This window comes from Pseudomonas tructae (genome assembly GCF_004214895.1).
GTDB classification, from domain to species: Bacteria; Pseudomonadota; Gammaproteobacteria; order Pseudomonadales; family Pseudomonadaceae; genus Aquipseudomonas; species Aquipseudomonas tructae.
Genome location: NZ_CP035952.1, coordinates 2,595,664 through 2,610,591, shown reverse-complemented (window position 1 = coordinate 2,610,591; position 14,928 = coordinate 2,595,664). Strand labels below are relative to the sequence as shown.

The window sequence follows — 14,928 nt, the reverse complement described above, 5'->3', positions numbered from 1 at the left end:
TTCTTTCAGTACGGCAAAAACGATAAAATCCTTTTTAATCAGTTATTTAACATTCGAATAAGCTTATAAATTAAATATTTGCCCTATCGAAAATCGCCGACTAGATTCAGTTCCTGACAGCGATGACAGGTTTTCACCTACGCTGAAAACAGTACAAAACCTAGAACCGGTAACAACCGGTCAAGCCTGCGAGGAGCATCTGATGACGCTTATGATTCGTGGCGCCACCCTGATTACCCATGAAGAAAGCTACCGTGCCGATCTGTTGTGTGCCGACGGCGTGATCAAGGCCATCGGCAGTGACCTGGAGGTCCCGGCCGGTTGTGAAGTGATCGACGGCAGCGGTCAGTACCTGATGCCTGGCGGCATCGACCCGCACACCCACATGCAACTGCCCTTCATGGGCACCGTGGCCAGCGAGGACTTCTACAGCGGCACCGCTGCAGGCCTGGCTGGCGGTACCACCTCGATCATCGATTTCGTGATCCCCAACCCGCAGCAGTCCTTGCTCGAGGCCTTTCACCAGTGGCGTGGCTGGGCCGAAAAATCAGCCAGCGACTATGGCTTTCATGTCGCCGTGACCTGGTGGAGCGAACAGGTGCGCGAAGAGATGGGCGAGCTGGTCAGCCGACACGGGGTCAACAGCTTCAAGCATTTCATGGCCTACAAGAACGCGATCATGGCCGCCGACGACACCCTGGTGGCCAGCTTCGAACGGTGCCTGGAACTGGGCGCGATCCCCACCGTGCATGCCGAGAACGGCGAACTGGTCTATCACCTGCAGCGCAAACTGCTGGCCCAGGGCATCACCGGGCCGGAAGCGCACCCGTTGTCGCGGCCATCGCAGGTAGAGGGTGAAGCGGCCAGCCGGGCGATCCGGATTGCCCAGACCCTGGGTACCCCGGTGTACCTGGTGCATGTATCGACCAAACAGGCGCTGGACGAGATCACCTATGCCCGGCAGCAGGGGCAAAAAGTCTATGGCGAAGTCCTGGCCGGGCACCTGTTGCTGGACGAGGACGTCTATCGCCACCCGGACTGGCAGACCGCCGCAGGCTATGTGATGAGCCCACCCTTCCGCCCGCGCAAGGAAGGTCACCAGGAAGCGCTGTGGGGTGGCCTGCAATCGGGCAACCTGCACACCACCGCCACCGACCACTGCTGTTTCTGCGCCGAACAGAAGGCTGCCGGGCGTGACGACTTCAGCCGCATCCCCAATGGCACCGCCGGGATCGAGGACCGCATGGCAGTACTGTGGGACGAAGGCGTCAACACCGGCAAATTGTCGATGCAGGACTTCGTCGCCCTGACCTCGACCAACACCGCGAAGATCTTCAACCTGTTCCCGCGCAAGGGCGCCCTGCGCGTGGGCGCCGATGCCGACCTGGTGCTCTGGGACCCGCAGGGCACGCGGACCATTTCGGCGGCCACGCACCATCAGCAGGTGGACTTCAACATCTTCGAAGGCAAGACCGTACGCGGCATTCCCAGCCACACCATCAGCCAGGGCAAGCTGGTCTGGGCCAACGGCGACTTGCGCGCCGAACGCGGCGCCGGGCGCTATATCGAGCGGCCGGCGTACCCGGCGGTGTTCGATCTGCTGAGCAAGCGCGCCGAGCATTCAAAGCCGGTCGCTGTTAAGCGCTGAAAAAGCATCGCGGGGCAAGCCCGCTCCCACAGACACCACCCAGGCTGTGGGAGCGGGCTTGCCCCGCGATCAAAAAAAAATAAAAAAAGAGGAAACCACCGTGATCGATGCCCTCAACCACCTCCCCCGACCGTCGCAAAGCAACGCCACCCTCGCCGAGCACTTCAGCGACCTGGCCCCGCCGCTGAACGCCCGCCAGGCCACCCTGGAAGCCTCACGCTGCCTGTACTGCTTCGATGCTCCGTGCGTCAACGCCTGCCCCAGCGAGATCGACATTCCCTCGTTCATCCGCAACATCCACCAGGAGAACGTCCAGGGCGCCGCGCAGAAAATCCTCTCGGCCAACATCCTCGGCGGCAGTTGCGCGCGGGTCTGCCCCACCGAGATCCTCTGCCAGCAGGCCTGCGTGCGCAACCATCACCAGGAATGCGCGCCGGTGCTGATCGGCCTGTTGCAGCGCTATGCCGTGGACCATGCCGAGTTTGCCCAGCACCCGTTCCAGCGCGCTGCCAGCACCGGCAAGCGCATTGCCGTGGTCGGCGCAGGCCCTGCGGGGTTGTCCTGCGCCCACCGACTGGCCTGGCACGGTCATGAGGTGGTGATCTTCGAAGCCCGGGAAAAAGCCGGTGGCCTCAATGAATACGGGATCGCCAAGTACAAGCTGGTGGACGACTTCGCCCAGCGTGAAGTGGACTTCGTCCTGCAGATCGGTGGCATCGAAATCCGCCACGGCCAGGTGCTGGGCGACAACCTCAGCCTGGCCGAGCTGCAACAGCAATTCGACGCGGTGTTCCTTGGCCTGGGCCTCAATGCCGTGCGCCAGCTGGGCCTGACCAACGAGGCCGCGCCGGGCATGCTCGCCGCCACCCACTACATCCGCGAACTGCGCCAGGCCGACGACCTCACCAGCCTGCCGCTCGCCGAGCGCTGCATCGTCCTCGGCGCCGGCAACACCGCCATCGACATGGCCGTGCAAATGGCCCGCCTCGGCGCGCGCGATGTCAACCTGGTGTACCGCCGTGGTGTCGAGGACATGGGCGCCACCGAGCACGAGCAACACATCGCCAAGCAAAACCAGGTGCGCCTGCTGACCTGGGCCCAGCCCGAGGAAGTCTTGCTCGACGATCAGGGCCGGGTGCGCGGGATGCGCTTTGCCCGCACGAGGATGGTTGACGGGCGCCTGCAAGCCAGCGGGGAAACCTTCGAGCTGGCCGCCGATGCCATTTTCAAAGCCATCGGCCAGACGTTCGATAACAGCGCCTTGAGTGACAGCAGCGGCCAGCAACTGGCCCGCGACGGCGAACGCATTCGTGTCGACGAACAACTGCGCACCAGCCTGCCCGGCGTGTATGCCGGTGGCGACTGCACCCAGCTCGGCCAGGACCTCACGGTCCAGGCCGTGCAGCACGGCAAGCTGGCCGCCGAGGCCATGCATGCACACCTGATGCTCAATGTGGAGGCTGCATGATGGCTGACCTGTCGATCGAATTCGCTGGCATCAAGGCGCCCAACCCGTTCTGGCTGGCCTCCGCACCGCCCACCGACAAAGCCTACAACGTGGTCCGCGCCTTCCAGGCCGGCTGGGGGGGCGTGGTCTGGAAAACCCTGGGCGAAGACCCCGCCGCGGTCAACGTCTCCTCGCGCTATTCGGCGCACTACGGGGTCAACCGCGAGGTCATGGGCATCAACAACATCGAACTGATCACCGACCGTTCGCTTGCGATCAACCTGCGCGAAATCACCCAGGTGAAGAAGGACTGGCCCGACCGTGCGCTGATCGTGTCGCTGATGGTGCCGTGCGTCGAGGAATCGTGGAAAGCCATCCTGCCACTGGTCGAGGCCACCGGCGCCGACGGGATAGAACTGAACTTCGGCTGCCCCCACGGCATGCCCGAACGCGGCATGGGCGCAGCGGTCGGCCAGGTGCCGGAGTACGTCGAGCAGGTCACCCGCTGGTGCAAGAGCCACTGCTCGCTGCCGGTGATCGTCAAGCTGACACCCAACATCACCGACATCCGCCAGTCGGCCCGCGCCGCCCATCGCGGTGGCGCCGACGCGGTGTCGCTGATCAACACCATCAACTCGATCACCAGCGTCGACCTCGAACGCATGGTCGCCCTGCCGATCGTTGGCGACATGAGCACCCACGGTGGCTACTGCGGTTCGGCGGTCAAACCGATCGCCCTGAACATGGTCGCCGAAATCGCCCGCGACCCGGCCACCCAGGGCCTACCGATCAGCGGTATCGGCGGCATCGGCAGCTGGCGTGACGCTGCCGAGTTCGTCGCCCTGGGCTGTGGCGCTGTGCAGGTATGCACGGCGGCAATGCTGCATGGTTTTCGCATCGTCGAAGACATGAAGGACGGCCTCTCGCGCTGGATGGACAGCCAGGGCTACCGCAGCCTCAAGCAATTCCAGGGCCGCGCCGTGGGCCACACCACCGACTGGAAGTACCTGGACATCAACTACCAGGTGGTGGCCAAAATCGACCAGCAGGCGTGCATCAACTGTGGTCGCTGCCACATCGCCTGTGAAGACACCTCGCACCAGGCCATCACCAACCTCAAACAGGCCGACGGCAGCCACCGCTATGAAGTGATCGACGCCGAGTGCGTGGGCTGCAACCTGTGCCAGATCACCTGCCCGGTACAGGACTGCATCGAGATGGTCCCGCAGGACACCGGCAAGCCGTTCCTCGACTGGCTGCATGACCCGCGCAATCCTTATCGCGAAGCGTCCTGAAACAGCAGGTATAAACCGCGAGGGAGGATCATTGATCCTCCCTCGCGTGCTTTAGCTCAACGCAGATCGCTGCGCCGGTACAAACTCAACCCCACCGCCAGCGCCGCCAGCATGCCGGCGCAACTGCGGTTGATCCATTGCAGGGTGCGCGCCGAAAACCGCCGCATGGCATGACGGCCGCCATAGGCGTAAACGGCCATCATCACGCCATCGATCGCCGCGCTGGTGATCGCCAGCACCAGGTACTGCTCGGCCACTGGCTGATCGGGACGAATGAACTGCGGCAAAAATGCCGAGAAAAACAACAAGCCCTTGGGGTTGGACAAACCGACGAACAAGGCCCGCAAAAAGGCGGAACGGCCTGTGGCGCCGGCGCTGATACCGCTGCGTTGCAAGGCGCTGGTCGGCGCACGCCAGAGCACCCAGGCCAGGTACAGCAGGTACACCGCACCCACCCACTTGACCACACTGAACAGCTGCTCCGAAGCCTGCAGCAGCGCGCCCAGGCCGCAACCCACTGCGGCAATCAACAGCAGGTCGGAGAGCATCGCCCCGGCCATGCCGAACCCCGCCACGCGCATGCCGTGGGAAGCACCATTGTTCAGGGCCAGGAGCATGGCCGGGCCGGGGGTGATCATCACCGCGCCGGCGGCGATGACGTAGAGCAGCAGGGTCGAGGCTTCCATGACAGGCTCCGCAGGCAGAAAGCCCCAAGCATGCCTTGCTCAGGTGGATCATGGCAATCGTGCCGGCCAGTGAATGCCTATATCATGGTGACTACAGGAACCCCCCACGAGGAAGGAATCGTCATGCTGTACCGCTTGGGCGCCGATGGTCTGGTGCTGTTTCACTTGTTGTTCATTGTCTTCGTGCTGTTTGGCGGCTTGCTGGTACTCAAATGGCGCGGCGCAATGTGGTGGCATTTGCCGGCAGTGTGCTGGGGCACCGCCGTGGAGTTCTTGCACCTCACCTGCCCGCTCACCGCCTGGGAAAACCACCTGCGCCAGGCCTCGGGCCTGGCCGGTTACGAAGGCGGTTTCATCGAGCACTACATCTGGCCAATCATCTACCCGGCCGGGCTGACGCCGGGCATCCAGCTGGTGCTTGGCTCGGTGGTGGTGCTGGTCAACGGTCTGGTCTACCTGCGTGTGGTGCGCCAGTGGCAGGCGCGCCGTCAGCAACGCATTGCCTAGCGGGTGGCAACGATGAACAGCCGCGGGAACGGCAACAACACCGTGCCATCGGCCGCAGGCGGATACGCCTGCTCCATGGCCTGCAGGTAGTACTGAAGAAAGTCTGCCTGCTCCTGGGCCTCCAGCGCCGCCAGATACGGCCGTAGCGCCGAACCCTTGAACCACTCCACCACCGCCTGCGCGCCGCCCACCAGTGGGTGGTAGTAGGTGGTGCGCCAGACATCGACCCGTCGGCAGTGAGGGCTGAGCACATCGTAGTAGTAGGCGGCGGTGTGCCGAGGCGGCAACTTCAGGTCGCCAACCTTGCTGGCCCAGGTACCAAGCTTTGCGATCTCGCGAATCTGCCGATGGGCCGGCTCATCGAGGTTGTCCGGGGTCTGGATGGCCAGGCTGCCACCAGCCGCCAACTGGCGCACCAGGTGCGGGTACAGCAATGCGTGGTCAGGCAGCCACTGCAAGGAGGCGTTGGCGAGGATCACATCGACGCCCTGCTCGCTGCGCCAGTTGCCGATATCGCCCACCTCGAACGCCAACTGCGGCAAACGCTGGCGGGCGGCAACAATCATGTCTTCGCTGCTATCGAGGCCGCTCACCTGTGCCCCGGGGTAGCGAGCGGCAAGCACTTGCGTGGAGTTGCCCGGGCCGCAGCCAAGGTCCACGGCGCTGGCCACCGCCTGGTTGGGCAATGCTGCCACCAGGTCGCGCACCGGGCGCGTGCGTTCGTTTTCGAAAGTGCTGTACTGGGTGGCAGACCAGGTCATCGCAGGTTTCCTTTTAGTGGCTTTGGGAATTCGAGCGTGGCCCTAGCATGCCGGTTAGCCGCTGATTAGCATAGGTCTCTACGCCGCTCTGGATTGTGAGATGGCGGCAAAGCGAGGTGAGCTGTGTACACCGTCTTGGTGGGAGCGGGCTTGCCCCGCGATGCGAGGTAACTGACAGAATGCTATCGCGGGGCAAGCCCGCTCCCACAAGGGATCTGTGTTGAGGCCTTTCATGGGCTAAATACTTATGCGCCGATCAGAAAACCTCGCGCAGCAACGCCGCCAGCTTGCCGGCGGCAAAGCGCAGTTGTGCAGATGTCAGGGCAGTGAAGCCGATGATTACCGCAGGCGGCAGTTGCACCTGCTGGCAGAAACTGCCAATCGGCTGCAGGTGCAGGCCTTGCTGGGCAGCGCGCTGGCAAAACGCCTGCTCATTGCTCCCCGCCGGTAACCACAGGACAAAATGCAAGCCGGCCTGCTGCCCGGTCACCGTGAAGCGGCCCGGGGCTTGCTCGGCCAGGCACTGGAGCAGCAGGTCGCGGCGCTGCTGGTAAGCCTGGCGCGCCTGGCGCAGGTAACGCACGAAACTGCCATTGGCCAGGTACTCGGCCAGGCCCAACTGCTCGGTAATCCCCACCGCCCCACCGGTACCCTGCAAGGTGGCCAGCAGTTGCCCGCGCAGGTTGGCCGGTACCAGCATGAAGCCCACGCGCAGGCCGGCGAACAAGGTCTTGTTGAAACTGCCGCAGTAGATCACCCGATCGCCGTGATCCAGGGCCTTGAGCGCCGGCAGCGGCGCATTGTTGTAATTGAACTCGCTGTCGTAGTCATCTTCGACGATCCAGGCATCGGCACGCTTGGCCCAGTCCAGCAGCATCAGCCGCCGCGACACCGACAGGGTGACGCCCAGTGGTGACTGATGCGCAGGGGTGACGCACGCCAGGCGCGCATCCAGATGGATCTCCAGCACCTGTTCGTCGATGCCCTCGGCGGTGACCGGCACCGCGACCACCTGCGCCCCGGCCCGCTCGAACAGAGACCGGGCGGTGCGGTAGCCAGGGTCTTCGACGCAGGCCTTGTCGCCCGGGCGAATCACGCTGCGCGCCAGCAGATCGATGCACTGGCGAATGCCGCTGGTAACGATCAACTCCGAGGCATGGCAGCGAATACCCCGGTAGCGCCGCAGGTAGTCGGCAATCTGTTCGCGCAAGGCCGGCAGGCCTGCCGGGTCCGGCGCACTGAGCTGGGCAGGTGGTGCACTGCTCAACGCCTTGACCAGCGCCCGGGACCAGGCTTTCACCGGGAACAGCGCCGGGTCCGCCAGGCGCGCGACGAACGGCACGCCGACTTGCACGCCACTAGTCACCGAGGCCGCTACCTCACCGGCCGGTTGCCCCGGGCCCGGATTGCTGCCGGCGGCGATGAACAGGTCGGGAATGACCGCGCAGACCCGCGTACCCGAGCCGGCCACCCGGCTGACATAGCCTTCATCGCGCAGGCGCTCGAACACCAGTTCCAGGGTCCCGCGCGACAGCTGCCAGCGCTCGGCCAGGGTGCGCGTCGAGGGCAAGCGGGTGCCGGCTGGCAAGCGTTTGTCGAGTATCGCATCGCGCAAGGCGGCGTAGGCGCCTTGCTGCTTGCCCTGGGCCAATGCTGTGGGCAGCGGTAGATCGAGGGCGATGGCGGCTTTGCCTGTGCGCATAGTGGTCCAATAAAATTCTGCCTTAATGGCGCTGTCGATTAAACCACATCAGCCTTTAAGGTTTGCGCATCGACGCCAAGGAAATGTTCAATGCGCCCCACCCCTTCGCCCGGCCCACGGACCTGGCTGCTACTGTTGCTGATGATTGTCTGCCTGCCGCGACTGGCCCTGGACATCTACCTGCCCGCCCTGCCCGATATCGCCGCGGCCCTGCAGGCCAGCGACGCCCAGGTGCAACTGACGCTGACCCTGTACATGACCGGCTACGCCCTGAGCATGCTGATCAGTGGCCCGTTGTGCGACCGCTTTGGCCGCCGCCCGCTGTTGCTGCTCGGCGGCACGCTGTACCTGCTGGCGAGCCTGGCCTGTAGCCTGGCCAGCAGTGTCGAGGTGATGATTGCCGCGCGCCTGTTCCAGGCCCTGGGCGGTTGCTGCGGCGCAGTAATCGGCCGGGTGATGGTGCGCGATCACTTCGACCGCCAGCAACAGGGCCACCTGTTGGGTTACCTGTCCATGGGCATGGCCTTGTCGCCGATGATCGCGCCCTTGCTGGGCAGCCTCATCGAAACCGCCCTGGGCTGGCGCTGGATCTTCCTGCTAATGAGCCTGAGCGCCGCCCTGAGCCTGCTGCTGATCGCCCTGCGCCTGCCGGAAACCCGCCCGCCGCAACCTGCCGGGCAGCGCCACGAAGCGGTGCTGAAGGTGTACCTGCGGCTGCTCGGCGACGCCTATTTCATGCGCTATTCACTGGCGATTGCCTGCGTGTACTGCACCTACTTCCCGTTCATCGCCGAGTCCTCGACCCTGCTGCAGCGCAGCCTGGGCCTGAGTTCGCTGCAATACGCGGCGGTGTTTGCCGTCACCGTCGCCGGCTACCTGGCCGGCTCGCAACTGTTTCGCCGGCGCAGTGAACACTACAGCGCCGACGCCTTGCTCGGCCAGGCCCTGTTCCTGAACCTGGCCGGTGCGTTATTGCTGCTGCTCGCCACCCGGCTGTGGCCCGAAGCGCTGCTGGCAATCGTCGTGCCGATGCTGCTGATCATGCTCTCGGTGGGCCTGGCGATTCCAGCCTGCCAATGGGCGGTGCTGCAACCCTATGCAGCCATCGCCGGCAGCGCCTCGGGGTTGTTCTTCTTCATCCAGATGGCCTTCACTGCCCTGTGCAGCCTGGTCGTCGGCCAACTGTCCGATGGCACCGCCGGCCCGCTGGCGGGGATGACCGCGCTGGCCAGCCTGGGCTTTGCCCTGGTGCTCAAGCGGCTGCGCAGCGAAGCGATTACCCTCAAGGCCAGTTCCGGCTAACATGGGCGATTACCTCACCTGCCGGAAAGCCTGCCATGAGCCTGACCATCCGCCCTGCCCGGCGCGACGACGCCGCCCAGATCCTTACTTTCATCACTGAACTGGCCGACTACGAACGCGCCGTCCACGAGGTGATCGCCTCCCAGGCCGACATCGAGCGCACCCTGTTCGATGACGGTGCCAAGGCCCTGAGCCTGATTTGCGAACGCGATGGCCAGGCCATCGGCTATGCGGTGTACTTCTACAGCTATTCGACCTGGCTGGGGCGCAACGGCATCTACCTTGAAGACCTGTACATCACTCCGCAACAGCGCGGGGGCGGTGCCGGCAAACAGCTGCTGCGCCACATCGCCATCGAAGCCTGCGAGAACGGTTGCGGACGCCTGGAGTGGAGCGTGCTGGACTGGAACGAACCGGCCATCGAGTTCTACAAATCCCTCGGTGCCCTGCCCCAGGATGAATGGGTGCGCTACCGCCTTGAAGGCGAAGGACTCAAGGCTTTTGCCCGCGGTTGAACGGCTGGGCAAGGCCGGCGCGATCGGCTAAGGTGCGCGCCTTGCCCCTCTCTCGCCTTGCCAAGGAATGCACCCAATTGAAGGCTCTGTTTCGCTCCCTCCCGTTGCTGTGCCTGGGCGCTGCCCTGACGGCGTGCAGCATCACTCCCGCCGATCCCATCAGCTTTCGTGAAAATGGCAAGTACGGGCTCAAGGACTCCACCGGCAAAGTCATTGTCGCACCGACCCTGGAACTCCAGCCCACCTATCATGAAGGCCTGGCACCCGTGCGGATCGACAACAAATGGGGCTTCATGGACCGCCAGGGACAATTGCAGATCCCTGCCCGCTACACCAAAGTGGACGGTTTCTCCATGGGCCTGGCGGGTGCCTGCCTGACGCCCGATTCCTGCGGCTACATCGATACCAAGGGGCGCACAGTGGTGCCCTTCGACTATGAATGGGTGGAATTCTTTCGAGAAACCCAGGACGGCCTGGCCATCGTCAAAAAAGACGGCCGCTACGGCATGCTCAACCGCAAGGGCGAAGTGGTGATCCCGCTGCGCTTCAGCCATCGCCCGCTGTGCCAGGATGGTTATGTGGTGGTTTACGAGAATGGCCTGGGTGGCCTGATGAGCACCTCCGGCAAACAGGTACTGCCCTTCCAGTACGACGGTATCGCCTACAACACCTGGGGCGGACGGCTGATCAACGACAATCTGCTGAGCGTATCCAAGGAAGGCAAATGGGGCTTCGTCGACCTCACGGGCAAGGTGGTACTGCCCTTCATCTACGACAGCCGGGCCTTTTTCCGTGACGGTCAGGCCATTGTAAAACGAGAAGGCAAGCACTACCGGATCGACCGCAAGGGTAACGAAACAGCGCTGGAATACGAACCGCTGAAGCTCCCCTGAAATGCTGAGAACCTCTTCAAGCAGGCAGTACCGACTCGGCGGTGATCTTTAAGGATCGTCTGATATCACCCCGACTTCTGCCTGCTTAAAGTGCCGGCATGAGATTGAAGACGTACCTGCATCAGATCAACCCGATCCTTTCCACCCCCAATGCGGCGCGGCGCTTGTTACGCATCTTTGCCCTGGTGCTGCTGGTTGGCATTTTGGGAGGGGTCTACAACTTTCTGTTGTTCACCTTCACCAATGAAGTGTCGCAACGCCGTGGCTACATGAGCAGTGCCATTGCCGAAGCGCATACGTTCTTCACCACCCGCCAGGCCTTGCTCGAAAGCCTGAGCCTGTCCGCTACGCGTAAATCACGAACGCCTGCACCGGCCTCCGATGAAGAGATCCACCTGCTGCTGGGCAATGGCCTCGACAAGCAGTGGCGTATCGGCTTGACCCAGCGCATGCGCGACAACCTGAAAGCCAAGCAGGTCAATCTGCTCTACGTCAGCAGCGGTAGCCACGCCCAGGTGAAACGCCTGTACACCGCAACCACGATGCCAAAAGCCTTCCCCCAGGCGATGCTGAACCGCCTGGAAACCCTCACCCGCGAAAATGCAGCACCCCACGAGGAGCTTTGGCTGACCCATCAGTCGGCCCGGCATTCACAACTCTATATTTTCATCCGCCTGGACGCGCGTGACGTCAACTCCGGCTGGCTGGGGCTGGAAATGGACGGCAGCAAAGTCTCCAGTGCCTTGAACGACCAGAGCGCCGGTGAATTCCTGATGTACAACGCCCAAGGCATGTTGCTGTTCAGCAACAGCCACAGCCCGCACTTGAGCCAGAATCTGCTGCAGCTGCAGCGTGAGAACTTCTTTGGCCTGGTCGGTGAGGGCTGGCTGCCCGATCATCTGGTGATTCGCAAACAACTCAAGTCATCCGATTGGCAACTGGTGTATTTCATCAGCCTGCAAGCGCTGCTCGCGGCCTTGGTGCCACAACTGGCAGGCGCCCTGCTGTTCTGCCTGCTGAGCATCAGCCTGGTGTGGCTGCTGATCCGACGCCTGGAGGTGCGTTTCATCAACCCGACGATTCACCGGATCCAGGCGGTGGTCGAAAGCGAATTGTTCAGCCGTGATGTAATCCAGACCGCCCCCGTGGCCCTGTGTGTGCTGCGCCGTAGCGACGGTCAGATCGTGCTGGAAAACACCCTGTCGCAACAATGGCTGGGCCAGGGCAGCGAGCGCGAACAACTGTGCCCTGGCTGGATTTGCGAGGCATTCGATAGCCCGTCGGCGACCCTCACCGACTATTTTCAGACCGCTGACGGACGCCACCTGTACTTGAGCGGTGCGCCGAGCCGCTACAAGGGTGAGGAGGTCCTGCTGTGCGCCTTCAGCGACATCAGCGCGCGGACCCAGATCGAAGAGGCCTTGCAGCAGGCACGCCAGCTGGCCGATGCCGCCAACGAAGCCAAGACCCTGTTTCTGGCCACCATGAGCCACGAGATCCGTACGCCGCTGTATGGCGTGCTGGGCACCCTGGAACTGCTGGCGCGCACCCCGCTGGATGTCCAGCAGCGTGATTATCTGCGAGCAATCGAAGGCTCCTCGGCGACGTTGTTGCAACTGATTTGCGATGTGCTGGACGTGTCAAAAATCGAAGCGGGTCAATTGGTGCTGGAGTCCAACGAGTTTTCCCTGTTGGAGCTGGTCCAGGAAAGCATCCACGGCTATGCGGCCGCCGCTCGCAGCAAAGGCCTGATGCTGTATAGCTGCCTGGACCCGAAGCTACCGGAACGGGTTATCGGCGACACCACGCGAATCCGTCAGATCCTCAATAATCTGCTGAGCAATGCCGTGAAGTTCACTGACGCAGGACGAGTGGTTTTGCGGGTCCGGCTGCTGTCCCAGGAGGGCGAGCGCAGCAACGTGCAGTGGCAAGTGTCAGACACCGGCAAAGGCGTCAGCCAGAACGACCAGGCGTTGATTTTCGACCCCTTCTATCAGATCAACGGCAATGCCAATGTGGTGGCCGGCACGGGCTTGGGCCTGCCCATCTGCCAGCGCCTGACCCATTTGATGAACGGCAGCATCCGCATGGTCAGCGAGCAGGGTCTGGGTAGCAGCTTTTCTTTGACCCTGCCGTTGGTGCAGCCCTCTGGCAGCAGCGCCCCCAGCGCCATGAACGCATTGCTGCCGGAGGTCATTTATGTGGTTTCCCCCATCCGTGAACTGGCCGAAGCCATCAGTGGCTGGTTGCGACGCTGGGGCGCCCGCCCGCACATCGGGCGTCCGCCCCGGGCGGAACTTGCCGCGCAAAGTGTGGTGATTGAACTGCACCCCGACGCGTTCGAGCAACGCCTTGAACCCCAGTGGCGCGGACCGCTAGTGCTCGCCAGCGCTGATGGTAGCAACGAACCGCAAATCATGTCCGGCGCCTGGAAGGTCAACCTCAACGACTTGCCGGCTATTCACCAGGCCGTAAGCCTGGCTCAGGGACTGTGGGTGGCAACGCCGCAAGAGGCACTCGAGTTGGTCGACCTCAAGCCGCTGGGTCTGCACATTCTTGTGGCCGAAGACAACGTTATCAATCAACTGATCCTGCGCGATCAACTCGAAGAGCTTGGCTGCACCGTGGCATTGGCCGCCAATGGTAAAGAGGCGTTGTCACTCTGGCCCAACGGGCAATTCGATGCGGTCCTGAGCGACGTCAACATGCCTGGTCTCAATGGCTACGAGTTGGCTCGGGAACTGCGCGACCTGGGTTGCACGGCGCCGATCATCGGTGCCACCGCCAACGCCCTGCGCGGTGAAGCGGCCTTGTGCCTGGCAGCGGGCATGAACCACTGCCTGGTCAAGCCTTTCACCCTCAGAGACCTGTTCAATTACTTGGCGCCTTATGAAAGAACTGCCCATGAAGCCCTGTAGCATCCTGATTGTCGAAGACCACCCGTTCCAGCATCTGTACATGCAGCACCTGTTCAGCGAACTGGGTGATTTCCATCTGGAGGTGGCAAGCGATGGCGCAGAGGCGCTCGCGCGATTGAAGCGGCGTGAGTTCGACCTGGTCCTCACCGATCTACTGATGCCCGGCATGGATGGTGTGCAGTTTATCCAGGGCCTGGCAGCCCTGCGCTGCCGGCCCGCCCTGGCGATCATGAGCGCCACCTCGCGACGGATGATGATGGCGGCCGGCCTGGTTGCCCGCAACCTGGGGCTAAGGGTCATCGGCCTGCTCTCCAAACCGGTGCAAGCCACTGCCCTGCGCAACCTGACAGAGCAACTCATGGACGTGCGCAACGCCACCCTGCCCGCAGCGACTCCAGGCTTCGAGCGCCAGACGATCCTCGATGCCCTCGGCAATGGTCAACTGCAGGCCTGGTTTCAACCCAAAAAGGCCCTGGCCAATGGTCGCATCGTCGCAGCCGAAGCGCTGGTGCGCTGGATGCACCCCGAGTACGGTGTGCTGCTGCCGGGCATGTTCCTGACCGCACTCAAGCTGTACGGCCTGGAAGAACCGCTGTTGTGGCGGGTGTTGGGGCAGGCGATCAAGGCCCAGGCGCAATGGCGGGCGCTGGGCTATGACATTCCGGTGTCGATCAACCTGCCCACGCACCTGCTCAACAGCCATGACCTGGCGGATCGCATTCTGGCGTTTGTCCACGAGCAACACGGCGTGCCGGGTAGAATCTGCTTTGAGCTGATGGAATGCTCGGTGCCACAGGACATGAGCAACTTCTACGCCGGTGCCTGCCGTTTGCGGATCATGGGGTTTGGCCTGTCGCAAGATGATTTCGGCAAAGGCTACAGCTCTTACATGAACCTGGTATCAACGCCGTTTACCGAACTGAAGATCGACCGGGCACTGGTCCAGGGCTGCAACGAGAACGAAGAGCTGGCCCAGGCCTTGACCAGCATTGTGGCGTTGGGCCGCAAGCTGGGGCTGACCGTGGTGGCCGAAGGCGTGGAAACCGCGCAGGAACTTGCTCTGTTGCGTAAAATCGACTGCACTCAGGTCCAGGGTTTCCTGATTTCCCACGCCGTGTCTTCGAGTCAATTCCAGCAATTGTTGACCCATGACGGTCCGGCGAGTACCTATTGACCCGAACATACGTGCTCAAGAACGCCTACTGTTTCGAGGTCAACGTGCATAACCGCTTTACGCTCAGCCACCGGGTGGCC

12 protein-coding genes are annotated in these 14,928 nt (G+C 62.9%); 9 read left to right on the top strand and 3 right to left on the bottom strand.

Annotation, left to right across the window (positions count from 1 at the left end; genetic code table 11):
* The first annotated feature begins 202 nt into the window (after positions 1 to 202).
* The 3 genes from hydA to preA all read left to right on the top strand — a co-directional run bounded on the left by hydA (position 203) and on the right by preA (position 4,390).
* Positions 203 to 1,648: a dihydropyrimidinase gene (gene hydA, locus EXN22_RS12055; RefSeq protein WP_130264261.1), complete on the top strand. Its 1,446-nt coding sequence runs from the start codon at positions 203 to 205 to the stop codon at positions 1,646 to 1,648.
* Positions 1,649 to 1,748: 100 nt separating this feature from the next.
* On the top strand, positions 1,749 to 3,116 hold the full coding sequence (locus tag EXN22_RS12050; RefSeq protein ID WP_130264260.1) for an NAD(P)-dependent oxidoreductase: 1,368 nt from the start codon (positions 1,749 to 1,751) through the stop codon (positions 3,114 to 3,116).
* Entirely contained in the window at positions 3,113 to 4,390 is a 1,278-nt protein-coding gene (preA, locus tag EXN22_RS12045) for an NAD-dependent dihydropyrimidine dehydrogenase subunit PreA (RefSeq protein ID WP_130264259.1), read from the top strand. Before EXN22_RS12050 ends, preA begins: the two co-directional genes overlap by 4 nt.
* 56 nt (positions 4,391 to 4,446) lie before the next feature.
* On the opposite strand, the gene EXN22_RS12040 is transcribed toward preA, so the two are convergent.
* Positions 4,447 to 5,076 (bottom strand): LysE family translocator, encoded by a 630-nt coding sequence (locus tag EXN22_RS12040; protein ID WP_130264258.1) that lies wholly within the window; start codon positions 5,074 to 5,076, stop codon positions 4,447 to 4,449.
* 123 nt (positions 5,077 to 5,199) lie between these two features.
* On the opposite strand from EXN22_RS12040, the gene EXN22_RS12035 reads away from it, so the two are divergent.
* On the top strand, positions 5,200 to 5,583 hold the full coding sequence (locus EXN22_RS12035; protein ID WP_130264257.1) for a DUF2784 domain-containing protein: 384 nt from the start codon (positions 5,200 to 5,202) through the stop codon (positions 5,581 to 5,583).
* Here the strand turns inward: EXN22_RS12035 and tam are convergent.
* Both tam and pdxR read right to left on the bottom strand, forming a co-directional pair.
* Positions 5,580 to 6,344 carry a trans-aconitate 2-methyltransferase gene (gene tam, locus EXN22_RS12030; protein ID WP_130264256.1) on the bottom strand — a complete coding sequence of 255 codons (765 nt, stop codon included), beginning with the start codon at positions 6,342 to 6,344 and terminating at the stop codon, positions 5,580 to 5,582. The genes EXN22_RS12035 and tam overlap by 4 nt on opposite strands.
* A gap of 256 nt (positions 6,345 to 6,600) precedes the next feature.
* Positions 6,601 to 8,046 carry a MocR-like pyridoxine biosynthesis transcription factor PdxR gene (gene pdxR, locus EXN22_RS12025; RefSeq protein WP_130264255.1) on the bottom strand — a complete coding sequence of 482 codons (1,446 nt, stop codon included), beginning with the start codon at positions 8,044 to 8,046 and terminating at the stop codon, positions 6,601 to 6,603.
* 90 nt (positions 8,047 to 8,136) lie between these two features.
* Here pdxR and EXN22_RS12020 point away from each other — a divergent pair, with 90 nt between their 5' ends.
* From EXN22_RS12020 to EXN22_RS12000, 5 genes are all read left to right on the top strand, one after another.
* Positions 8,137 to 9,348, top strand: coding sequence for a multidrug effflux MFS transporter (locus EXN22_RS12020; protein WP_130264254.1), 1,212 nt, complete (start codon positions 8,137 to 8,139; stop codon positions 9,346 to 9,348).
* 35 nt (positions 9,349 to 9,383) lie between these two features.
* Positions 9,384 to 9,863 carry a GNAT family N-acetyltransferase gene (locus EXN22_RS12015; RefSeq protein ID WP_130264253.1) on the top strand — a complete coding sequence of 160 codons (480 nt, stop codon included), beginning with the start codon at positions 9,384 to 9,386 and terminating at the stop codon, positions 9,861 to 9,863.
* A gap of 41 nt (positions 9,864 to 9,904) precedes the next feature.
* Positions 9,905 to 10,756, top strand: coding sequence for a WG repeat-containing protein (locus tag EXN22_RS12010; protein WP_165392206.1), 852 nt, complete (start codon positions 9,905 to 9,907; stop codon positions 10,754 to 10,756).
* A 98-nt stretch (positions 10,757 to 10,854) separates the two neighbouring features.
* Positions 10,855 to 13,674 carry an ATP-binding protein gene (locus EXN22_RS12005; RefSeq protein WP_130264251.1) on the top strand — a complete coding sequence of 940 codons (2,820 nt, stop codon included), beginning with the start codon at positions 10,855 to 10,857 and terminating at the stop codon, positions 13,672 to 13,674.
* Positions 13,661 to 14,848, top strand: coding sequence for an EAL domain-containing response regulator (locus EXN22_RS12000; RefSeq protein ID WP_130264250.1), 1,188 nt, complete (start codon positions 13,661 to 13,663; stop codon positions 14,846 to 14,848). Before EXN22_RS12005 ends, EXN22_RS12000 begins: the two co-directional genes overlap by 14 nt.
* The last annotated feature ends 80 nt before the right edge of the window (positions 14,849 to 14,928 follow it).